The following is a 21,331-nucleotide window of genomic DNA, read 5'->3' on the forward strand; positions in this document are numbered from 1 at the left end:
TCGGGGTTCGTCTACTCGGGCGTTTCGTCGAGCGCGTGGCCCACGAGGGACAAGAGGGTCTCGATGGCCGAGATCCGACGGCGCGCGTCCATGATCATGACAGGTATGTGCGCCGGGATCGTCAACGCCTCCCGCACGTCCTCCGCCTCGAACAGCTCGCTGCCGTCGAAGTGGTTGACCGCGACGACGTACGGCAGTCCGCAGCTCTCGAAGTAGTCGAGGGCCGGCCAGCAGTCCTTCAGGCGCCGGGTGTCGGCCAGCACGACGGCGCCGATCGCGCCGCGCACCAGGTCGTCCCACATGAACCAGAACCGCTGCTGGCCCGGGGTGCCGAACAGGTAGAGCACCAGGTCGTCGTCGAGTGTGAGGCGGCCGAAGTCCATGGCCACGGTGGTGGTCAGCTTGCCCGGGGTGGCGGTGAGGTCGTCGGTCTCCTCGCTCGCCTCGGTCATCAGCGCCTCGGTCTGCAGGGGCGTGATCTCCGAGACGGCGGTGACCAGCGTGGTCTTGCCGACGCCGAACCCTCCCGCGACGACGATCTTCGTGGCGACCGGCGCACGGGTGGGATCGGTCTGCCAGGGCTGCACGGGCCCGTCGTGGTCGACGAGCGGGGGGACGCCGAACGCGGCGGCGTCAGAGACGACGGAGTCCACTGAGCACCCTTTCGAGCAGAGCGCGGTCCGGGCGGCCCGTGCCGTGGCCGGTCCCGGTGCCGTACACACGGATCTTTCCCTGGTCCGCCAGGTCGCTGATGAGGACGCGGACCACGCCGAGCGGCATCTTCAGCAGCGCGGCGATCTCGGCCACCGTACGCATACGGCGGCACAGTTCGACGATGGCCCGCATCTCCGGCATCACCCGGGAGGTCAGGCCGCCGTTCGTCAACTCCTTGCGCTCCTCGGCGGCTTCGAGCGCGGCGGTGCCGGCCGTGGCGCCGACGAACGTCTCGACGAGCAGGACGTGGCCGAAGCGGGTCCGGCCGCCGGTGAGCGAGTAGGGGCGTACGCGGGCGGGTTTGCGGTCGGCGCCGCGCACGGGGAGATGCCCCCGGCCGGTCTTCTTGGGACTGCTGCTCATCGGGCGCTCCCCGTCGACTCGGACGACACGGACGGCTCGGGCTCCAGGGACTTGCGCAGTTCGCTGCGGAGTTCCGGGGTCAGGACGTGGCCGGCGCGGCCGACGAAGAGCGCCATGTGGTACGCCACGACGCTCATGTCGCACTCCGCAGAACCGTGCACGCCGAGCAGCGAGCCGTCGCTGATCGACATGACGAACAGGCTGCCCTCGTCCATCGCGACCATCGTGTGCTTCACGGAGCCGGAGTCCATCAGCCGGGCGGCGCCGACGGTCAGGCTGCCCACGCCGGACACTACGGTGGCGAGGTCGGCGGCGGAGCCGCGCGGGCCCCCGCGGGGTGCCTCGCGGGCCTGCCGGGCCTCCTCGTTGCGGCCGGGGTCGGAGGACAGGAGCAGGAGCCCGTCGGAGGAGACCACGGCGACCGACCGGATGCCGGGCACCTCCTCGACGAGGTTGGTCAGCAGCCAGTGGAGATTGCGGGCTTCACTGCTCAGTCCGAAGGTACTGGGCGCGGTCAACTGCTTGCCTCCTCGACAGTGCCCCCCGTGGCTTCTTCGGTTGTGTCCGCCCCGGTGTCCGGCGTCCGGTCCTGTCCGGTGCGGTCGGCGATCTCCGCCTCGACGTCCCGGCGGCCGGCCTCCGCCCCCCGGCGGAATCCGCCCAGGCGCCGGCGGAGCGCGTCGGCGTCGACGGAGCCCGACGTGCGTGGGCGCGGCAGCTCGGCGGGGGTGGTGAGCTTCGGGGTCCGCTTGGGCAGCCCCTTGTCGGTGACGGGCTCGGCGGGCTCGGAGCCCTCGGTCCGGTCGGTGTCCCCCGCCTGCCCGGTGCCCTCGTCCGGAGTGCGGTCGTGGGCGTCGGGGCCGATGGCGTAAGGGTCGGTGACGGGTTCCGCCGGGGGCTCCGGGTCCGCCAGGGCCGGGAGGAAGAGGGCCATCGTGGCGTCGTCGGGGAGGTCGCTGCCGGGGGCGGCGCCGTCGTCGGGGGCCGTCGTGTCCCGGCCGGGCCGCTCCGGGGCGGACGCCTCGTCCGGGGTGCCGGGACCGACCGGAGCGGGCTCCTCGGAGCCGGGGTCCGGCGTCTCCGGGCGGGCGGGCTCCGCCTCCGTCTCCTCCGGGGACTCCGTCGCCTCCGGGGCCTCGGTGGCGTCCGGGGCCTCGACGGCCTCCGTCGTCTCGGTGGCGTCCGGGGCCTCGACGGCCTCCGGGGCGTCCGAGTCCGCCTGGGACCCGTCCGCCTCGGCACGGCGTACGGCTTCCTCCGCCGAGGCCACCAGCGGGTCGGTGCCGGGCTCCGGCTCCGGGCCGGCCTCCGTCCCGGCGTCCTGTTCCGCCCGCACCGCCTTCTCCGCCCGCCCGTGCAGGACGTTGGAGTTGGCCTCCGCGTCGGCGCCGGGCAGGGAGAAGGTGCCGGTGCCGTCGGACACCGGGACGGTCGGGGCCAGCGCGGCCGGCGGGGCCGCCGCGAGCAGGGAGCCCGGGAGCACGACGACGGCCGCGACCCCGCCCTGCTTCTGCTCCCGCAGCCGCACCCGCGCCCCGTGCCGGTGGGCGAGCCGGGCGACGACGTAGAGGCCGAGCCCGAGACCGTCCTCGCCCTCCTGGTCGTACGGCGCCTCCGGGTCGAAGTCGGTGAGGCGGGCGTTGAGCCGCTGGAGGCGTTCGGTGTCCATGCCGATGCCCTCGTCCTGGACGGAGAGCATCACCTCGCCGTTCTCCAGGAGCCAGCCGGAGACCTCGACGGGCAGGTCGGGCGGCGAGAACGAGGTGGCGTTCTCCAGGAGTTCGGCCAGCAGGTGGGAGAGGTCGTCGGCGGCGAAGCCGGCCACGTGCGCGTGCGGCGGCAGCGCGGCGATGCGCACCCGCTCGTACCGCTCGATCTCGCTGACCGCGGCCCGGACCACGTCGACCAGCGGCACCGGCGAGGCGCTGTGCTGGACGTGCTCGGTGCCGGCCAGGACGAGGAGGTTCTCGCTGTGCCGGCGCATGACCGTGGCGAAGTGGTCGAGCTTGAACAGGGTGGCGAGGCGGTCCGGGTCCTGCTCGCGCTCCTCCAGGCTCTCGATGACGGCGAGTTGCCGCTCCACCAGGCCGAGGGTGCGCAGCGCGAGGTTGACGAAGGTGGAGCCGATGCTCTTGCGCACCACCTCCAGCTGGGCGGCGGACTCGGTGAGTTCGGCGCGCAGTTCCTCGCGGGCGTCGGCCATCTTCTGCCGCTGGCCGACGAGGTGCTTGCGGTCGGACTCCAGCGTGGCGACCCGGGAGGCGAGCGTGGCGGCGTGCGCGTGCAGGGCGTTGACGGAGCGGACGACCTGGGCGAACTCGTCGTTGCGGCCGGTGAAGGACACCGCTTCCTCGGCCGTGGGGTCCTCCGCACCGGCCAGCCGGGCCGAGCCGCGACGCAGCACCGACAGCGGGCGGGTGAGGGTGCGGGCCAGCGCGGTGGCGATGCCGACGGCGAGCAGGATCAGGGCGCCGAGGACGGCGATCCGGATCTCCAGCGCGGTGACGTCGTCGTCGCGCAGCTGCTCCAGGGACTTGACGCGCTTCTCGTACAGGGCGGACTCCGCGCCGCGCATCGCGTCGACGCGGGCGGACAGCGCGGCGTCGAGGCGCTTGGTGCTGGTGCGGAGATCGCCGTCGGAGAGCGTCGGCTCGTCGGTGAGGCCGGCGAGGTACTTCTCGGCGGAGTTGACGTCGGGTCCGGCGACCGTGGCGTCGAAGCTGCCCCGCGCCTCCTTGGGGGCGCCGTCGCGGAAGTCGGCGAGCGCGGCGTCGGAGCGGACCCGGGCCTGCTGGGCGGCGGCGGAGAGCGCGTCGCGCTGCTTGGCGTCGGCGTCCGAGGTGGTGGTCGACTCGGTCGGCAGGCCGGTGATCGGGTCGATGACGGTCTGGGTGGTGCTGGGCACGTTCAGCGCCGCGAGCAGCAGACCGCGGGTGGCGGCGGCCTGCTGGACGGCGGTGTCCAGCTCGGCCAGGGCGTACGCGCCGGAGCCCGCGCGGGGCGGCATCTCCTCGCCCAGCTTCTCGGCCAGGGCGTGGAGTTCGGTGATCGCCTCGGAGTACGCCTGGTGCGCCTCCAGCGCGGTGCTCTTGCCGGTCAGCGCGGCCCGGCGCAGGGCGGCGACGGCGTCGAGGTCCTCGCGCAGTGAGGCGGGGGTGTCGGGGTCGGCGCGCAGTTCCTCGACCTGGCGGTCGACGCGGGCGCTGCGCTGCTCGGAGGGTGCCTTGGACTTGGGGCGGCCGGCCGCGATGTACGGGGTGACCTCGTCGCGCTCGTCGGCGAGGGAGTGGGCGAGGGTCAGCGCGCCCTGGGTCCGCTCGGCGAGCGTCACCAGTTCCTGGGAGTCGTTCAGTTGGCCGGAGGCGGCCACGACCGACGGCGCTCCGGCCCCCGCGACGGCGGCCGCCACGACCGCCACGGCGACGATCAGACGGTTGCGTACGTGGGTGGGACGGCCCTTGCCGACGGGGGTCCGGGGCGGCGGAGGGGTGGAGTTTCCGGGGGTGCCGGGGGTGTGCTCCGCGCTCCCCGCGGGGGCCGTCTGCTTGCCTGTGCGACGAGGCCGCGTCTTCTGCACCGGTGCTCGCATTCCTGACTCGTGTACCCGTGGGCCCGGGTGGCGCTCCGTCAACTGGCCGGTCGGGGGCGCGTGCACCCTCCGCCGGACGCTGGGCCGTCCCCCGGCCGCCGGCTGCGCGTCGGGCGGGGAGACCGCGTGAGCGGGGCAGGCCCCCCATCGGTTCCCGACCCTCCCAGTGCCGGTGGGCGGTGAGCGCGCATCATCCGACCCGCCACCCGAAGGAGTGAACCCCGGAGGGGAGTTGGGGAGCAAGTTCCCGTGGCTCGTGCCGCACGGTCGTCCGGCGAGCCGGTTGGACGTCTGAGACGGGCGGTGGCACTATGTGCCGCCACGCGCTGCCGGGGGATGGAATTCCACCCCAAATCCGGCGCCTGACCTGCGTCACCTCGTCGGTTCAGAGGGAATCCGGGGAAGGTGTCGGCCTTTTGCGAACGCTGTGAAGGGGTGGTGCAGACTGGCCGGATGCGTACGGAACTCGTCTCGGAACCAGGCCTCGTCGAGCAGCCCAACGAGGACTTCGCGAGCGTCGGGCTACCGGCCTCGGGGCGGGGTGGTTCACTCGTCGTGCTGGACGGTGTGACACCGCCACGGACCGCGACGGGATGTCTGCATTCCGTGCCCTGGTTCACGGCGCGCCTCGGTGGAGCGCTGACCGAACTGACCGTTTCACTCCCGGATCTCCCCCTCGCCGAGGCCCTTTCCCGCGCCATCGCTCGTACCGCGGCGGCACACGCGGAAACCTGTGACCTTTCTCACCCGCGCACACCGCAGGCAACCGTGGTCCTCGCCCGCTGGTCCGAGGCCGCGGTCGAGTACCTGGTCCTGTCCGACTCGGCCCTGCTCCTGGAGGCCCCCGACGGCACCGTCACGCCCGTCCTGGACGACCGGCTGTCCCGGCTGCCCCGCTCGGCCCTGGTGAGCCACGTGGTGGTCGACGCCGAACTCCGCAACAAGGAGGGCGGTTTCTTCACGGCCGCCGCCGACCCCAAAGTGGCCGCCCGCGCCGTGACGGGGGTGCTGCCGCGCGGCTCGGTGCGGACGGTGGCGGCGCTGACGGACGGGGCCGCGCGGTGGGTGGAGACGTTCGGGGAGGGCGACTGGGCGCAGTGCCTGGCGCTGGTGCGCAAGCAGGGCGCGCAGGCCCTGGTGGACCGGGTCCGGGAGCTGGAACTCCTGGACGCGGCGGGCGAGCGGGCGTTCCTCGGCCGCAGCAAGACGCACGACGACGCGACGGTGGTCTGCGCCGAGCTGTGAGACGGGCGGCGAAACCGCCGCGGACCGGCGCTACTTCTCCATGCCGCGGTTGAGTTCGTGCAGCAGGCGGGCCAGTTCGGACACCTCGCGCGGGTCCCAGTCGGCGAGCCGGCGGGCGTACCGGGCGCGGCGGGCCTCCCGGACCCGGCCGACGCGTTCCTGCCCCTCGGGGGTGAGGGTGACCAGCCAGGCCCGGCCGTCGCCGGGGTCGGGCTCGCGGGCGACGAGTCCGAGGTCCTCAAGGGCCCGCAGTTGGCGGGACATCGTCGCCTTGCCGACGCCGATGAAGGCCGCGAGGTCGGTGGCGCGCTGGCCGCCGCACTCACCGAGCCGGACCAGCAGGCCGTACGCCGACGACTCCAGGTCGGGGTGGACCTCCCGGGCCATCTCGCCCTGGTTGGCCCGGGCCCGCCGCAGCAGGACCGTCATCTCCCGCTCCAGGGCGAGGAACTCCGGCTGGTTCACACCACTGCCGGACAGGTGGGATTCAACTCCGCGACCGCCGCCGTTCCCGTCTTCGTGCACGTCAGCCCCTGCCTCGATTTTTCCGGTCCTGAAAGTTTCCGCCACCGGCCGCCATCACCGCAGCTCGCCAAGTATTTCGCAGGCTTAGACCAACGGCGGCTTCCGGCCCCTCTTCCCACCCCCGTTCTACGTGCGTAGCGTCTTCACCGGACCGCCGGATGGCATGCGCACGCCATCCATGGGTTCTCCCCACTCGCGCATCCCCCACCGAGCACCACCGAGCCATCGGAGGGCACGTCATGCTCGTGCACAGACCCGGATCGCCCCGCGGGCGGCGCTTCGCCGTCACCGGGATCCTGCTCGCCGCGTTCTCCCTCGTGTTCACCCTTCCGGCCGACGCGTCGTCGTCCGCCGACGTCCCGCCGCGCGGCTCCGCCCACATGGGCATGGGCGTCGCGGCCCACGACGGCGAACACGGCACCCCCGTCCCGGGCCGCGCGGCCCAGACCGAGGGCGTCGACGTCTCCAGCCACCAGGGCAACGTGGCCTGGTCGACCCTGTGGAACAGCGGAGTCAAGTGGGCCTACGTCAAGGCCACCGAGGGGACGTACTACACCAACCCCTACTTCGCCCAGCAGTACAACGGCTCCTACAACGTCGGCATGATCCGCGGCTCGTACCACTTCGCCACCCCGGACACGACGAGCGGCGCCGCCCAGGCCAACTACTTCGTCGACCACGGCGGCGGCTGGTCCAAGGACGGCAAGACGCTGCCGGGCGCGCTCGACATCGAGTGGAACCCGTACGGCGCCACCTGCTACGGCAAGTCGCAGAGCGCGATGGTCTCCTGGATCGGCGACTTCCTGAACACGTACAAGGCGCGTACCGGCCGGGACGCCGTGATCTACACGGCCACCAGCTGGTGGACCCAGTGCACCGGCAACTACGGCGGTTTCGCCGCCAACAACCCGCTGTGGGTCGCCCGGTACGCCTCGTCGGTGGGCACGCTGCCGGCCGGCTGGGGCTTCTACACGATGTGGCAGTACACCTCGTCGGGACCGACGGTCGGCGACCACAACAAGTTCAACGGCGCGCTGGACCGCGTCCAGGCCCTCGCCAACGGCTGACGGGCCCGCGCGGACGGACGAAGGCCCGGACTCGGCGGAGTCCGGGCCTTCCCCTTTTCTCGTCCGGTCACGCCGTCACGCCGCGACCGGAACCTCCCGCTGCGCCCCGTTGGTCACGGGGGCGAGCGCCAGTTCCAGGACCTGCCGTACGTCGGTGACGGCGTGGACGTCGAGCTTGTCCAGCACCTCGGCCGGGACGTCGTCCAGGTCGGGCTCGTTGCGCTTGGGGATGATCACCGTGGTGATCCCCGCCCGGTGCGCGGCGAGCAGCTTCTGCTTGACCCCGCCGATCGGCAGCACCCGCCCGGTCAGCGAGACCTCGCCGGTCATCGCCACGTCGGTGCGGACCAGCCGGCCCGACAGGAGCGAGGCGAGGGCCGCGGTCATGGTGACGCCGGCGCTCGGACCGTCCTTGGGGACCGCGCCCGCCGGGAAGTGGATGTGCGCTCCCCGGTCCTTCAGGTCGCCCACCGGCAGCTCCAGCTCGGCGCCGTGACTGCGCAGGAAGCTCAGCGCGATCTGCGCCGACTCCTTCATCACGTCGCCCAGCTGACCGGTCAGGGTCAGCCCTGCCGCGCCGGTCTCCGGGTCGGCCAGGGACGCCTCGACGTAGAGGACGTCGCCGCCCGCGCCGGTGACCGCGAGGCCGGTGGCCACGCCCGGTACGGAGGTGCGCCGCTCGGCCGGGTCCTGGGCGGACTCGGGCACGTGGTGCGGCCGGCCGATCAAAGAGCGCAGGTCGGCGTCGGTGACGGTGAACGGCAGTTCCCGCTCGCCCAGTTCGTGCTGGGCCGCCACCTTGCGCAGCAGCCGCGCGATGGACCGCTCCAGGGTGCGCACGCCCGCCTCGCGGGTGTACTCGCCCGCCAGCCTGCGCAGCGCGCCCTCGTCGACGGTGACCTCGTCCGCGTCCAGTCCGGCCCGCTCCAGCTGGCGCGGGAGCAGGTGGTCACGGGCGATGACGACCTTCTCGTCCTCGGTGTAGCCGTCCAGGCGGACCAGCTCCATGCGGTCGAGCAGGGCCTCCGGAATGGCCTCCAGGACGTTGGCGGTGGCGAGGAAGACCACGTCGGACAGGTCCAGCTCGACCTCCAGGTAATGGTCCCGGAAGGTGTGGTTCTGCGCCGGGTCCAGGACCTCCAGCAGGGCCGCGGCCGGGTCGCCCCGGAAGTCCGAGCCCACCTTGTCGATCTCGTCGAGCAGGACGACCGGGTTCATGGACCCCGCCTCCTTGATCGCCCGCACGATCCGGCCGGGCAGCGCCCCGACGTACGTGCGCCGGTGGCCGCGGATCTCGGCCTCGTCGCGGACGCCGCCGAGGGCGACGCGGACGAACTTGCGGCCCATCGCGTGGGCGACGGACTCGCCGAGGCTGGTCTTGCCGACGCCGGGCGGGCCCACCAGGGCCAGTACGGCACCGCCCCCCCGTCGCCCACCACCGCCCTCAACCGTGGCGCTACGCGCCGCCCCCTCGTTACGCCGGCCGCCGACCACGCCGAGGCCCCGGTCGCCGCGCCGCTTGCGCACGGCCAGGTACTCGGTGATGCGCTCCTTCACGTCCTGAAGGCCCGCGTGCTCGGCGTCGAGCACGGCCTGGGCGCCCTGGATGTCGTAGACGTCCTCGGTGCGCTCGCTCCACGGCATCTCCAGGACCGTGTCGAGCCAGGTGCGGATCCAGGAGCCCTCGGGCGACTGGTCGGAGGACCGCTCCAGCTTGTCGACCTCCTTGAGCGCGGCCTCGCGGACCTTCCCGGGCAGGTCGGCGGCCTCCACGCGGGCGCGGTAGTCGTCGGACTCCTCACCCTCCTGCTCGCCGTTGATCTCGCGCAGCTCCTTGCGGACGGCTTCGAGCTGGCGGCGGAGCAGGAACTCGCGCTGCTGCTTGTCGACGCCCTCCTGGACGTCCTTGGCGATGGTCTCGGCGACGTCCTGCTCGGCGAGGTGGTCGCGCAGCTGCTGGGTGGCGAGCTTCAGGCGGGCGACCGGGTCGGTGGTCTCGAGCAGTTCGACCTTCTGCTCGGTGCTCAGGAACGGCGAGTAGCCGGAGTTGTCGGCGAGCGCGGACACGTCGTCGATGGCCTGGACCCGGTCGACGACCTGCCAGGCACCGCGCTTGCGCAGCCACGCGGTGGCGAGCGCCTTGTACTCCTTCACCAGCTCGGCGACCTGGCCGGGCAGCGGCTCGGGGACGGTCTCGTCGACGCGGGTGCCCTCGACCCAGAGCGCGGCGCCGGGGCCGGTGGTACCGGCGCCGATGCGCACCCGGCCCCGGCCGCGGATCAGGGCGCCCGGGTCGCCGTCGGCCAGGCGGCCGACCTGCTCGACCGTACCGAGCACGCCGGTGGCGGCGTGGGTGCCGTCGATGCGCGGGACGAGGAGGACCCGGGGCTTGCCGGGCTCGGACCTGGCGGCGGCCTGGGCGGCCTCCACCGCGGCCCTTACCTCGGCGTCGCTCAGGTCCAGGGGGACCACCATGCCGGGCAGGACCACTTCGTCGTCGAGCGGCAGCACGGGCAGGGTGAGCGGTGTGAAGGCGGCGGACTCAGCAGCCATGATCTCCCCTTCGGCAGTCAAGTTGAGTTACATCGACTCAATGAAAGGGAGTCCAGGATTGTTCCCCACACCGTGTTCGCTCTGAGCGATCAACGCCCGAGACCCTCGCGCCGTCGGAGCACCTGTCCGGTCAGCACCCTCGGACCGTCCGGCATTCCGCCGCCCCGCGAGTGCCAGGATGGGCCGATGCCCCTCTCTTCCCACGACTCCCCCGACGCGCCCGAGGTACTGGACCGCCGCGAGGGCCCGTACGGCGAGGTGGTCCTGCGCCGGCACGGGACCCTGCTGCAGATCATCGCGAACGGCTGCTTCCTGATGGACACCTCCGACGGACGTTCGGAGCGGCGCCTGATCGACGCGGCGGCCGACGCGCTGGGCGCGCCCGGCGGACGCGCCGCGCCGCACCTGCTGATCGGCGGACTCGGCGTCGGCTTCTCCCTCGTCCACGCGGCCGCCGATCCCCGCTGGGGCCGGATCGCGGTCGTCGAGCGCGAACCGGCCGTCATCGGCTGGCACCGGTCCGGGCCGCTGGCCGCGCTCTCCGCCGAAGCCCTGGCCGATCCGCGCACGGAGATCGTCGAGGCGGACCTGGTCGAGTACGTCAATGAGACATCCGACACGTACGACGCCCTGTGCCTGGACATCGACAACGGCCCCGGCTGGACCGTCACCGAGGGCAACGACGGGCTGTACGCGGCGTCCGGACTGGCGGGCTGCGCACGGCTGTTGAGACCCGGCGGGGTGCTCGCCGTATGGTCCGCGCAGCCCTCTCCGGAATTCGAAGAAACCTTGCGTAATGCCGGTTTCCAGCAGGTGCGTACCGAAGAGATCCCCGTTGCCCGGGGCGTTCCGGACGTCGTGCACATCGGCGTCGGGCCTGGATAGCAAAGGCGCGGTGACTCCCCGTACGCTGCTGCCCTGACGCGGATCATTCAAGCGTCAAGCGCAGTCATGGGATCACCCCACGGATTCCGGAAAGCACACCTCAGGGGCGGGCGATGGAGCAGACACAGACCTCCCACAACAACGCGGCCACCCAGGGCGCACAGCGCCGGGTGCTGGTGGTCGAGGACGATCAGACGATCGTCGACGCCATCGCGACCCGCCTGCGCGCCGAGGGGTTCCTGGTGCAAACGGCGGGCGACGGTCCGTCCGCCGTCGACACGGCCGAGGCCTGGCAGCCCGATCTGCTGATCCTCGACATCATGCTGCCCGGCTTCGACGGCCTGGAGGTCTGCCGGCGCGTGCAGGCCCAGCGGCCGGTGCCGGTGCTGATGCTCACCGCGCGCGACGACGAGACGGACATGCTGGTCGGCCTCGGAGTCGGCGCCGACGACTACATGACCAAGCCGTTCTCGATGCGCGAGCTGGCCGCCCGCGTGCACGTGCTGCTGCGGCGGGTCGAGCGGGCCGTCGTGGCCGCCTCGACGCCGCGCAGCGGCATCCTGCGCCTGGGCGAGCTGGAGATCGACCACGCGCAGCGCCGGGTACGGGTGCGCAGCGAGGACGTCCACCTCACGCCCACCGAGTTCGACCTCCTGGTCTGCCTGGCGAACACCCCGCGCGCGGTGCTCTCCCGCGAGCAGCTGCTGGCCGAGGTGTGGGACTGGGCGGACGCCTCGGGCACCCGGACCGTGGACAGCCACATCAAGGCGCTGCGCCGGAAGATCGGCGCCGAGCGCATCCGTACGGTGCACGGCGTGGGCTACGCCTTGGAGACACCGACGCCATGAGCCGAGGACGGGAAGCCGCACGGCGGAGCCCCGGCCCTCGGTCCGCCGGGGATCCCTGGGGCGGCGTACGCCCGTTCTCGATCAAGACCAAGCTGGGCGCGCTGGTCGTCACGTCGGTGCTGATCACCACCGGCCTGTCGGTGATAGCGGTGCACACCAAGACGGAGCTGCGCTTCATCACGGTGTTCTCGATGATCGCCACGCTGCTGATCACGCAGTTCGTGGCGCACTCGCTGACCGCGCCGCTGGACGAGATGAACGCGGTCGCCCGGTCCATCTCGCACGGCGACTACACCCGCAGGGTGAGTGAGAACCGTCGCGACGAGCTGGGCGACCTGGCCGTCACCATCAACCGCATGGCCGACGACCTGGAGGCCCAGGACCTCCAGCGCAAGGAACTGGTGGCCAACGTCTCGCACGAGCTGCGCACCCCCATCGCGGGCCTGCGCGCGGTGCTGGAGAACATCGTCGACGGGGTCACCGAGGCCGATCCCGAGACCATGCGCACGGCGCTCGGGCAGACCGAGCGGCTCGGCCGGCTGGTGGAGACGCTGCTCGACCTCTCCCGCCTGGACAACGGCGTCATACCGCTGCGCAAGCGGCGCTTCGAGGTGTGGCCGTACCTGTCGGGCGTGCTGAAGGAGGCCAATATGGTCGCCTCGGCACGCGCGGGCATCGCGTCCGGCTCCGGCAGCCACACCCGCACCGACGTGCATCTGGCCCTGGACGTCTTCCCGCCGGAGCTGACCGCGCACGCCGACCCCGAGCGCATCCACCAGGTCGTCGCCAACCTGATCGACAACGCCGTCAAGCACAGCCCGCCGCACGGCCGGGTGACGGTCAGGGCCCGCCGCGGCGAGCTGCCGGAATCCCTTGAGCTGGAGGTTCTCGACGAAGGGCCCGGCATTCCGCGCTCGGAGTGGCGCCGGGTCTTCGAGCGGTTCAACCGGGGTTCGGTGTCGCGGCCGCACGGGCCGGGCAGCGACGGAGGCACCGGTCTGGGTCTCGCGATCGCACGCTGGGCGGTGGATCTGCACGGCGGCCGGATCGGAGTGGCCGAATCCGAGCGGGGATGCCGGATCCTCATCACTCTTCCGGGCCTGCCGCCGACGTCCGGTTGACGTAGGGTTCGAAGCGGAGCGCCAAGATCCACTGCATCCGCCCTGGCGGACACGTGTGATCAGGCACAGGCCCGCGTTTTCGAGGCGCCGGGTCGCGGTCTCCCGATCCTTCACGCAGCGGAACCTCGCTTGTTTCCCGCCATTTCCAGCGCCGAAACGCTGTCCGCGATGTGACTTACACGACGATGGACGGGCCCGGCCTGACCTTCGGGGTCGTCAAGGCGTAGCCTTGATTCCCGCTGTCCACCATCTTGTGAAGCGGAAGAGGGCGGTTCTCGCCGTGTCGCCACAGTCCCCCAGTAACTCGAGCATCTCGACCGACACCGACCAAGCGGGCACCGCGGGAAAGAACCCCGCGGCCGCGTTCGGTGCCAATGAGTGGCTCGTCGACGAGATCTATCAGCAGTACCTCCAGGACCCGAACTCCGTGGACCGAGCCTGGTGGGACTTCTTCGCCGACTACAAGCCCGGAGCGGCGGCCCAGCCCGCCTCCGGCGCGGTGACCACGGACTCCGGCAGCACGCCGCAGGCCGCCCCCGCCCCGCAGGCCTCCGCTCCCGCCCAGCCGAAGGCGGCCGCCCCGGCGCCCGCTCCCGCGAAGCAGGCCGCGCAGCCCGCCGCCGCGGCGCCCGCCGCTCCGGCCGCGAAGCCCGCCGCCGCGCCGGCCAAGCCCGCCGCCAAGCCGCAGGCGAAGGCCTCGGCGCCCGCCAAGGACGCCGCCGCCGCGCCCGAGGGCCCGGAGCTGGTGACCCTGCGCGGCCCGGCCGCCGCGGTCGCGAAGAACATGAACGCCTCGCTGGAGCTGCCCACGGCCACGTCCGTGCGCGCGGTCCCGGTGAAGCTGCTGTTCGACAACCGCATCGTCATCAACAACCACCTCAAGCGCGCCCGGGGCGGGAAGATCTCCTTCACGCACCTGATCGGCTACGCGATGGTGCAGGCCATCAAGGCCATGCCGTCGATGAACCACTCGTTCGGCGAGAAGGACGGCAAGCCGACCCTGGTCAAGCCGGCCCACATCAACCTCGGCCTCGCCATCGACCTGGTCAAGCCCAACGGCGACCGCCAGCTGGTCGTCGCGGCGATCAAGAAGGCCGAGACGCTGAACTTCTTCGAGTTCTGGCAGGCCTACGAGGACATCGTCCGTCGCGCCCGCGACAACAAGCTGACGATGGACGACTTCACCGGCGTCACGGTCTCCCTGACCAACCCCGGCGGCCTCGGCACCGTCCACTCCGTGCCGCGCCTGATGCCCGGCCAGTCGGTCATCCTGGGCGTCGGCTCCATGGACTACCCGGCGGAGTTCCAGGGCACCAGCCAGGACACCCTGAACAAGCTCGGCATCTCGAAGGTCATGACGCTCACGTCGACCTACGACCACCGGGTCATCCAGGGCGCCGCCTCCGGCGAGTTCCTGCGCCAGGTCGCCAACCTGCTCCTGGGCGAGAACGGCTTCTACGACGAGATCTTCAAGGCGCTGCGCATCCCCTACGAGCCGGTCCGCTGGCTCAAGGACATCGACGCCTCGCACGACGACGACGTCACCAAGGCCGCCCGCGTCTTCGAGCTGATCCACTCCTACCGGGTGCGCGGCCACGTCATGGCCGACACCGACCCGCTGGAGTACCAGCAGCGCAAGCACCCCGACCTGGACATCACCGAGCACGGGCTCACCCTGTGGGACCTGGAGCGCGAGTTCGCGGTCGGCGGCTTCGCCGGCAAGTCCCTGATGAAGCTGCGCGACATCCTCGGCGTGCTGCGCGACTCGTACTGCCGCACCACCGGCGTCGAGTTCATGCACATCCAGGACCCGAAGCAGCGCAAGTGGATCCAGGACCGCATCGAGCGCTCGCACACCAAGCCGGAGCGCGAGGAGCAGCTGCGCATCCTGCGCCGGCTGAACGCGGCGGAGGCCTTCGAGACCTTCCTGCAGACCAAGTACGTCGGCCAGAAGCGGTTCTCCCTGGAGGGCGGCGAGTCCGTCATCCCGCTGCTCGACGCGGTCATCGACTCGGCCGCCGAGTCCCGCCTGGACGAGGTCGTCATCGGCATGGCCCACCGCGGCCGGCTGAACGTGCTGGCCAACGTGGTCGGCAAGTCGTACGCGCAGATCTTCCGCGAGTTCGAGGGCAATCTCGACCCGAAGTCGATGCACGGCTCCGGCGACGTGAAGTACCACCTGGGCGCCGAGGGCACCTTCACCGGCCTGGACGGCGAGCAGATCACGGTCTCGCTGGTCGCCAACCCCTCGCACCTGGAGGCGGTGGACCCGGTCCTGGAGGGCGTCTCGCGGGCCAAGCAGGACATCATCAACAAGGGCGGCACGGACTTCACCGTCCTGCCGGTGGCGATCCACGGCGACGCGGCCTTCGCGGGCCAGGGCGTGGTGGCCGAGACCCTGAACATGTCGCAGCTGCGCGGCTACCGCACCGGCGGCACGGTCCACGTCGTCATCAACAACCAGGTCGGCTTCACCGCCGCCCCGGAGTCCTCGCGCTCCTCGATGTACGCCACCGACGTGGCGCGCATGATCGAGGCCCCGATCTTCCACGTGAACGGCGACGACCCGGAGGCCGTGGTCCGCGTCGCGCGGCTCGCCTTCGAGTTCCGCCAGGCGTTCAACAAGGACGTGGTGATCGACCTCATCTGCTACCGCCGCCGCGGTCACAACGAGACCGACAACCCGGCCTTCACCCAGCCGCTGATGTACGACCTGATCGACAAGAAGCGCTCGGTGCGCAAGCTCTACACCGAGTCCCTCATCGGTCGCGGCGACATCACCCTGGAAGAGGCCGAGCAGGCGCTGCAGGACTACCAGGGCCAGCTGGAGAAGGTCTTCACCGAGGTCCGTGAGGCCGTCTCCCAGCCGGCCGCCGCGGAGCCGTCGGACCCGCAGGCCGAGTTCCCGGTGTCCGTGAACACCGCGATCACCGCCGAGACCGTCAAGCGGATCGCCGAGTCCCAGGTCAACATCCCCGACCACGTCACCGTGCACCCGCGCCTGCTGCCGCAGCTGCAGCGCCGCGCGGCGATGGTCGAGGACGGCACGATCGACTGGGGCATGGGCGAGACCCTCGCCGTCGGCTCCCTCCTCCTGGACGGCGTGCCGGTCCGGCTGACGGGCCAGGACTCGCAGCGCGGCACCTTCGGCCAGCGCCACGCGGTCGTCATCGACCGTGAGACGGGCGACGAGTTCACGCCGCTGCTGTACCTGTCCGAGGACCAGGCCCGGTACAACGTCTACAACTCCCTGCTCTCCGAGTACGCGGTGATGGGCTTCGAGTACGGCTACTCGCTGGCCCGCCCCGACGCGCTGGTGATGTGGGAGGCGCAGTTCGGCGACTTCGTGAACGGTGCGCAGACGGTCGTGGACGAGTTCATCTCGTCGGCCGAGCAGAAGTGGAACCAGACCTCCGGCGTCACCCTGCTCCTGCCGCACGGCTACGAGGGCCAGGGCCCGGACCACTCCTCGGCGCGCCCGGAGCGCTTCCTGCAGCTGTGCGCGCAGAACAACATGACGGTCGCGATGCCGACCCTGCCGTCGAACTACTTCCACCTCCTGCGGTGGCAGGTGCACAACCCGCACCACAAGCCGCTGGTGGTCTTCACCCCGAAGTCGATGCTGCGCCTGAAGGCGGCGGCCTCGAAGGCGGAGGAGTTCACGACGGGCCAGTTCCGCCCGGTCATCGGCGACGACTCGGTCGACCCGGCCGCGGTCAAGAAGGTCGTCTTCTGCGCCGGCAAGGTCTACTACGACCTGGACGCCGAGCGGAAGAAGCGCGGCGTGACGGACACGGCCATCATCCGCATCGAGCGCCTGTACCCGCTGCCGGGTGCCGAGCTCCAGGCGGAGATCGCCAAGTACCCGAACGCCGAGAAGTACCTGTGGACCCAGGAGGAGCCGGCGAACCAGGGCTTCTGGCCGTTCATCGCGCTCAACCTGATCGACCACCTGGACCTGGCGGTCGGCGCCGACGTCCCGCACGGCGAGCGTCTGCGCCGCATCTCGCGGCCGCACGGCTCGTCCCCGGCCGTCGGTTCCGCCAAGCGGCACCAGGCCGAGCAGGAGCAGCTGGTGCGCGAGGTGTTCGAGGCCTGAGTCCTCGGACGAGCCCGACCGCACGGGCCTGACCGGAGGGGCCGGTCCCGGGAACGGGGCCGGCCCCTCCGGCGTGTCGTGGGTCAGATCGGCTGGGGTTCGAAGTCCCAGTAGGGGTGCCGCCGTTCCTGGATCTCCCGGATCTGCGGGTGGCCCTCGCCGAGCAGCGCGGTGAGCCGGGTGGCCACGTCCCGCCGCAGGGCCTCGGCCTCCTCGCGCTTTCCCGTGCCGGCGAGGTCGAGGGCGAGCCCGGCGCGGAGGCTGACGGTGAGGATGTGGTTCTCGCCCAGGGTGCGGGCGGAGCGGGCGCAGGCGTCCCGGCCCAGGGCGGCCGCGGCCTCCTTCTCCCCGGCGCCGGCCAGGGCGGCCACCTCGTTCTTGGCGGAGCCGACGGACCACGGATGGTCCCGGCCCACCGCCTTCTCCATCTGCGCCGTGCACTGCCGGGACAGCTCCAGGGCGCCGCGCGCGTCGCCCGTCTCGCGCATGATCACCGCCACGTTGTCCCGGGCTCCGACGGTGTACGGGTGGTCCTCACCGAGCTGCGCCGCGTAGTGCGCGGCGGTGGCCTCGGCCAGGCCGCGGGCCTCGTCCGTCTCTCCGAGCTGACGCAGCAGCATCGCGTAGTCGCAGGAGACCAGGAGCGTCTCGGGGTGCAGGGCGCCACGGCGGCGCAGCAGCTTGCGCCGCACCCCGCGCATCATGGCGTGGGCGAACTGCAGGTCGCCGACCCGGCGGGAGCACAGGGCGAGGTTGTGTTCCGCGTGCAGGGTCTGGCTGTGGTTGCGGTCGAGGACCTGGCTGTGCAGCCGGGAGTTGTGGCCCTGGATCTCCAGCGCCTCGCGGTAGTTGCCGAGCAGGCGCAGCATCCAGGCGGTGCGCAGGGCCGAGTTGAGCGTGAGCGCGTCCTTGCCGCCGAGGAGTTCCACCCGGGCCTCGAAGATCCTTCGGTGCAGGGCGAGCGACTCGGCGTAGTGGCCCTGGAGGCCGAGGGCCATGGCCAGGTTGCTGCGGACGGTGAGGGTGCGCGGGACCTGTTCGCCGCCGAGCTCGACGGCCGCGGTCCCGGCCGCCTCCTCGAACAGGGCGCGGGCCTCCGCGTACCGGCCGAGGGCCATGAGCGTGCCGCCCAGCCCGTCCTTGGCGCGGATCATCTCGATGGGACGTACGCCGGCCGCGGCCCTCAGCCGCCGGACCGTCTCGCGTCCGGTCGCCTCCGCCTCGGTGTACCGGCCCAGCCTGCGCTGCATGTTGGCGAGCTGGTGGACGGCGACCAGGACGGCCCGGTCGGTGTCCGCGGAGGTACGGCGCCAGCGGTCGACGGCGTGCCGGCTCAGTCGCCGGCCCTCGTCGTACTCGCCGCGCATCCGCAGGTACTCGATGCAGTTGAGGACGAGGTCCCGGACGTCCTCGTCGTCCGAGTCGAGGGCGCCGGAGGGCTCCAGGTGCGGGATGAGCGCGGCGTAGCGGGCCCAGTTGCCCGGGGTGGAGGAGTCACGGGGGTCGGCGGAGACCAGCAGCCGGCGGGCGGCGGCGAAGTGGCGGGCGGCGTCCTCGGGCGACTGGACGTAGCGCACGAAGCGGTGGAAGAGCCGGTGCATGCGCAGCGTGCCGACGGTCTGGGTGTCCAGCCGGGGACCCTGTTCGTACTCGATACGCATCGAGGTGATCTCGGAGAGCTTGCGCAGCGCCGAGTTCCAGCTGCTGGGCTCGGCGACCAGGTCCGCCAGCTCGGGCGGCAGGTCGGTGTGCCGGGCGGTCTGCAGCAGCCGTACCGGGACCACCTCGGGCGAGAAGCAGACCAGCAGGTTGAGCAGGTGCCAGGCGGGCTCGGAGCCCTCGCGCAGTGTGTTGAGGAGCTTGGCCCAGGCGACCTGGAAGCTCTCCGGGTATTCCCGGGACGGCATCACGCCGAACCGGTCGGGACGGCCGTCGCGGATGTCCCGCACGTACTCGTCGACGGACATGGCCGGGTTGGTGTCGAGCCATGCGGCCGTCTGGTCGAGGAGCAGCGGCATGTCCTCGACGGCGTCGGCGAGCCGGTCGGCCTGGCCGGCGTCGAGCCGCTCGGTGCGCCGGCCGACGAACGCGACGCTCTCCCGGCGGGCGAAGCCCGCGACCGGGAGGATCTCCCCCTGCGCCGCCCATTCGCCGCGGTGCGTGGTGACCAGGACGTGTCCGCGTCCCTCGTCGGGGATCAGGTCGATCACCTTGTCCGGGTCGCCCGCGCCGTCCAGCACCAGCAGCCAGGGACGGACCGTGCCGCCGAGTTCCTGGCGTACGGCCTTGATGGTGGCCGCCAGGTCCCCGCCGTCCCTGAGGCCCAGTTCGGGCGCCAGGTCGGCGAAGTGCTGGCGGGCGGTGACGCGCTGCGCGGCGGTGATCCACCAGACGACGTCGTACTCGCCGGCGAACCGGTGGGCGTACTCCAGCGCCAGCTGCGTCTTGCCCACGCCTCCGGGCCCGCGCAGGGACAGGGTCGCCCCGTCGGACCCGGCGCCGGCGAGCGCCGCGTACATCTGCTCCAGGAGCTCGGTGCGGCCGATGAACCGGCGGTTGCGGCGCGGGACGCGCCAGACCTCCGGGGGGTCGTCGGGGAAGCGCGGGCCGCGGCGCAGGTCGATCAGGACGCCGGGGGCCGGGACCGCCGCGCACTCCAGGACGCGGGCGCGGGCCACCTCGGGGCGCAGGCCGCGCAGTTCGACCGGCGCGAGCGGGGCGACCTCTTCGGGCATCGGCTGCGCGGTGACGCTCACGGCGGCGATGCGTTCGCGGAAGGAGGGCAGCACCTCGCGCAGCACCGCCGCCCAGGCCTCGAACCGTTCGGCTCCCAGCCGCTCGTACCAGTCGTCGATGACGAGCAGGATGCGGCCCGGTGCGCCGAGCAGATCGGTCAGGGCGTGCGCGGCGGGCGGCCGGCGCAGCGGGTTCCACCGCACCAGGGTGGTGGTGCGGCCGGCGGCGCGGACCTGGTGGTCGATCCACTTGGCCCATGACTCGCTCTGCCCGGCGAAGACCACCGTGACGTGTACCGGCTCCGTCACCATCTCGCTGTCCCCTCGGCCGACCTGGTCACGACTGAGCACAGGTTAGTCAATTGTGCGTCAAAGCGGCCTGGTTCGCGCCGTGTTGGACGTGACGTTCGGCTCACGTGGCGATACGGACGGTGTCTTCAAGGCGGTGTGCCACATGCCGGATCAGCCGCTCCAGGTCGGCGCAGTACACGCTGGGGTGGCCGAACCCCGAGCCGGGCGCGTACCGGTGCACGTAGTTGCCGCCCCCGCAGATCCGGCCGACCGGGCAGGCACGGCACTCCTCGCCCAGGGCCCGCTCGCCGGACTGGCGGGCCGCGATGCCCGGGTGGCGCAGGGCCGTGTCGAAGGAGTGCCGGAACACGTCGAGCCCGGTCTCGGCGGCGCCCCGGTAGGCCGTTCTGAGCGAGTCGACCTGCTCGATCGCGCCGTCCGTCTCGACGACGACGGCGGCCACCGGCGACAGCCCCACGGCCTCGGCCCGGCTGGGCGACCCCAGCAGCAGGGCGACGATCTCCTGGAAGAGCCGCACCCGGGTGCGCAGCCGTCCCGCGTCCCACCAGGCGTCGAAGACGCCGGCCAGCCAGTCCCCGTAGGGCGTGGCTCCGGGCCGGCGCCGGCCGGGCGGCCCGCCGCGCAGGCCCGGTGGCGGGCTTCCCCAGTTGGCGTGCGGCAGCAGGAGGTCCAGGCGGGGCGGGGCCAGCTCCAGCAGGGAGTGGTAGACGTCCAGCGGATCGGCGGCGAGGTCGACGGTGCACAGGATCCCGGCGTACGCCTCCGGGTGCGCGGCGAGCCGGCGGGCGGCCGCGAGGGCGGCGGGCCAGGCGGGGCGGCCCGCGTGGTCGACCCGGCGCGCGTTGTGGGCCGCGCGTCCGCCGTCGAGGCTGAGGCCCACCCGTATGCCGTCCTCGGTGAGCTGCTCCAGGCCGCGGTCGGTGAGGCGGGTGCCGTTGGTCTGCACGGTGGCGGTGATCCGGCAGCCGTCGGGGACGGCCCGGCGGACGGCGCGGACGTAGTCCCGCACGGGCGCGGGGCCGGCCAGGAGCGGTTCGCCGCCGTGCAGTTCGACCCGGATGTGGTCGAGGCCGTGGGCGGTGACGTGCTCGGCGACACGGGCCGCGGTGTGTTCCACGACGGGGGCGCCGACGCGGGCCGGGCGGTCCCGCCAGCCGTCGTCCTGGCCGCGGTAGAGGTAGCAGTAGGTGCAGTCGAGGTTGCAGCGGCCGTGGATCTTGAGCACGAACTGGCGCAGGGGCGTGGGCAGGTGCTCCCCGCCCCGGCCGGCGCCGG

At 72.3% G+C, this 21,331-nt stretch carries 14 protein-coding genes; 6 read left to right on the forward strand and 8 right to left on the reverse strand.

What is annotated here, in order from left to right; all coding sequences use genetic code 11:
• Positions 1-11: 11 nt before the first annotated feature.
• Genes ACIQFU_RS16105 through ACIQFU_RS16120 form a run of 4 tightly spaced genes read right to left on the reverse strand, consistent with a single transcriptional unit; the run spans position 12 to position 4,666 of the window.
• Positions 12-653, reverse strand: a complete 642-nt coding sequence (locus ACIQFU_RS16105) for a GTP-binding protein (RefSeq protein ID WP_402551994.1) — start codon at positions 651-653, stop codon at positions 12-14.
• A complete protein-coding gene (locus tag ACIQFU_RS16110) occupies positions 634-1,077 on the reverse strand; it encodes a DUF742 domain-containing protein (protein ID WP_402551996.1) in 444 nt (147 codons plus the stop codon). The genes ACIQFU_RS16105 and ACIQFU_RS16110 overlap by 20 nt, the downstream gene beginning before the upstream one ends.
• Positions 1,074-1,595: a roadblock/LC7 domain-containing protein gene (locus ACIQFU_RS16115; RefSeq protein ID WP_402551998.1), complete on the reverse strand. Its 522-nt coding sequence runs from the start codon at positions 1,593-1,595 to the stop codon at positions 1,074-1,076. Before ACIQFU_RS16115 ends, ACIQFU_RS16110 begins: the two co-directional genes overlap by 4 nt.
• Positions 1,592-4,666, reverse strand: a complete 3,075-nt coding sequence (locus tag ACIQFU_RS16120; RefSeq protein ID WP_402552000.1) for a nitrate- and nitrite sensing domain-containing protein — start codon at positions 4,664-4,666, stop codon at positions 1,592-1,594. Before ACIQFU_RS16120 ends, ACIQFU_RS16115 begins: the two co-directional genes overlap by 4 nt.
• Positions 4,667-5,119: 453 nt before the next feature.
• On the opposite strand from ACIQFU_RS16120, the gene ACIQFU_RS16125 reads away from it, so the two are divergent.
• A complete protein-coding gene (locus ACIQFU_RS16125) occupies positions 5,120-5,911 on the forward strand; it encodes a protein phosphatase 2C domain-containing protein (protein ID WP_402552002.1) in 792 nt (263 codons plus the stop codon).
• Positions 5,912-5,941: 30 nt separating this feature from the next.
• On the opposite strand, the gene ACIQFU_RS16130 is transcribed toward ACIQFU_RS16125, so the two are convergent.
• Positions 5,942-6,436, reverse strand: a complete 495-nt coding sequence (locus tag ACIQFU_RS16130) for a MarR family winged helix-turn-helix transcriptional regulator (RefSeq protein WP_402552003.1) — start codon at positions 6,434-6,436, stop codon at positions 5,942-5,944.
• Between the two features lie 239 nt (positions 6,437-6,675).
• Here ACIQFU_RS16130 and ACIQFU_RS16135 point away from each other — a divergent pair, with 239 nt between their 5' ends.
• On the forward strand, positions 6,676-7,503 hold the full coding sequence (locus ACIQFU_RS16135; protein ID WP_402552005.1) for a lysozyme: 828 nt from the start codon (positions 6,676-6,678) through the stop codon (positions 7,501-7,503).
• A gap of 75 nt (positions 7,504-7,578) precedes the next feature.
• Here the strand turns inward: ACIQFU_RS16135 and lon are convergent, their stop codons facing one another.
• On the reverse strand, positions 7,579-10,056 hold the full coding sequence (gene lon, locus ACIQFU_RS16140; protein ID WP_402552006.1) for an endopeptidase La: 2,478 nt from the start codon (positions 10,054-10,056) through the stop codon (positions 7,579-7,581).
• A gap of 186 nt (positions 10,057-10,242) precedes the next feature.
• Here lon and ACIQFU_RS16145 point away from each other — a divergent pair, with 186 nt between their 5' ends.
• The 4 genes from ACIQFU_RS16145 (at position 10,243) to ACIQFU_RS16160 (ending at position 17,009) form a co-directional block, all read left to right on the forward strand.
• Positions 10,243-10,941 (forward strand): spermidine synthase, encoded by a 699-nt coding sequence (locus ACIQFU_RS16145; protein WP_402552008.1) that lies wholly within the window; start codon positions 10,243-10,245, stop codon positions 10,939-10,941.
• 113 nt (positions 10,942-11,054) lie between these two features.
• Positions 11,055-11,789: a response regulator transcription factor gene (locus ACIQFU_RS16150; RefSeq protein ID WP_402552009.1), complete on the forward strand. Its 735-nt coding sequence runs from the start codon at positions 11,055-11,057 to the stop codon at positions 11,787-11,789.
• Positions 11,786-12,910 carry a sensor histidine kinase gene (locus ACIQFU_RS16155; RefSeq protein WP_402552011.1) on the forward strand — a complete coding sequence of 375 codons (1,125 nt, stop codon included), beginning with the start codon at positions 11,786-11,788 and terminating at the stop codon, positions 12,908-12,910. Before ACIQFU_RS16150 ends, ACIQFU_RS16155 begins: the two co-directional genes overlap by 4 nt.
• 280 nt (positions 12,911-13,190) lie before the next feature.
• Positions 13,191-17,009 (forward strand): multifunctional oxoglutarate decarboxylase/oxoglutarate dehydrogenase thiamine pyrophosphate-binding subunit/dihydrolipoyllysine-residue succinyltransferase subunit, encoded by a 3,819-nt coding sequence (locus ACIQFU_RS16160; protein WP_402552013.1) that lies wholly within the window; start codon positions 13,191-13,193, stop codon positions 17,007-17,009.
• 83 nt (positions 17,010-17,092) lie between these two features.
• On the opposite strand, the gene fxsT is transcribed toward ACIQFU_RS16160, so the two are convergent.
• A complete protein-coding gene (gene fxsT, locus ACIQFU_RS16165) occupies positions 17,093-20,095 on the reverse strand; it encodes an FxSxx-COOH system tetratricopeptide repeat protein (protein WP_402552015.1) in 3,003 nt (1,000 codons plus the stop codon).
• A 61-nt stretch (positions 20,096-20,156) separates the two neighbouring features.
• Positions 20,157-21,305, reverse strand: coding sequence for an FxsB family cyclophane-forming radical SAM/SPASM peptide maturase (locus tag ACIQFU_RS16170; RefSeq protein ID WP_402552327.1), 1,149 nt, complete (start codon positions 21,303-21,305; stop codon positions 20,157-20,159).
• Positions 21,306-21,331: the final 26 nt, after the last annotated feature.

The organism is Streptomyces sp. NPDC093065 (assembly GCF_044754585.1).
In the GTDB taxonomy this organism is placed as follows: Bacteria; Actinomycetota; Actinomycetes; order Streptomycetales; family Streptomycetaceae; genus Streptomyces.

What these genes read in the sequence shown, in the direction of transcription:
- ACIQFU_RS16110 (WP_402551996.1), bottom strand. Translation starts at nt 1,077, where the DNA reads ATGAGCAGCAGTCCCAAGAAGACCGGCCGGGGGCATCTCCCCGTGCGC.
- ACIQFU_RS16120 (WP_402552000.1), bottom strand. Translation starts at nt 4,666, where the DNA reads ATGCGAGCACCGGTGCAGAAGACGCGGCCTCGTCGCACAGGCAAGCAG.
- ACIQFU_RS16125 (WP_402552002.1), top strand. Translation starts at nt 5,120, where the DNA reads ATGCGTACGGAACTCGTCTCGGAACCAGGCCTCGTCGAGCAGCCCAAC.
- ACIQFU_RS16135 (WP_402552005.1), top strand. Translation starts at nt 6,676, where the DNA reads ATGCTCGTGCACAGACCCGGATCGCCCCGCGGGCGGCGCTTCGCCGTC.
- lon (WP_402552006.1), bottom strand. Translation starts at nt 10,056, where the DNA reads ATGGCTGCTGAGTCCGCCGCCTTCACACCGCTCACCCTGCCCGTGCTG.
- ACIQFU_RS16145 (WP_402552008.1), top strand. Translation starts at nt 10,243, where the DNA reads ATGCCCCTCTCTTCCCACGACTCCCCCGACGCGCCCGAGGTACTGGAC.
- ACIQFU_RS16150 (WP_402552009.1), top strand. Translation starts at nt 11,055, where the DNA reads ATGGAGCAGACACAGACCTCCCACAACAACGCGGCCACCCAGGGCGCA.
- ACIQFU_RS16155 (WP_402552011.1), top strand. Translation starts at nt 11,786, where the DNA reads ATGAGCCGAGGACGGGAAGCCGCACGGCGGAGCCCCGGCCCTCGGTCC.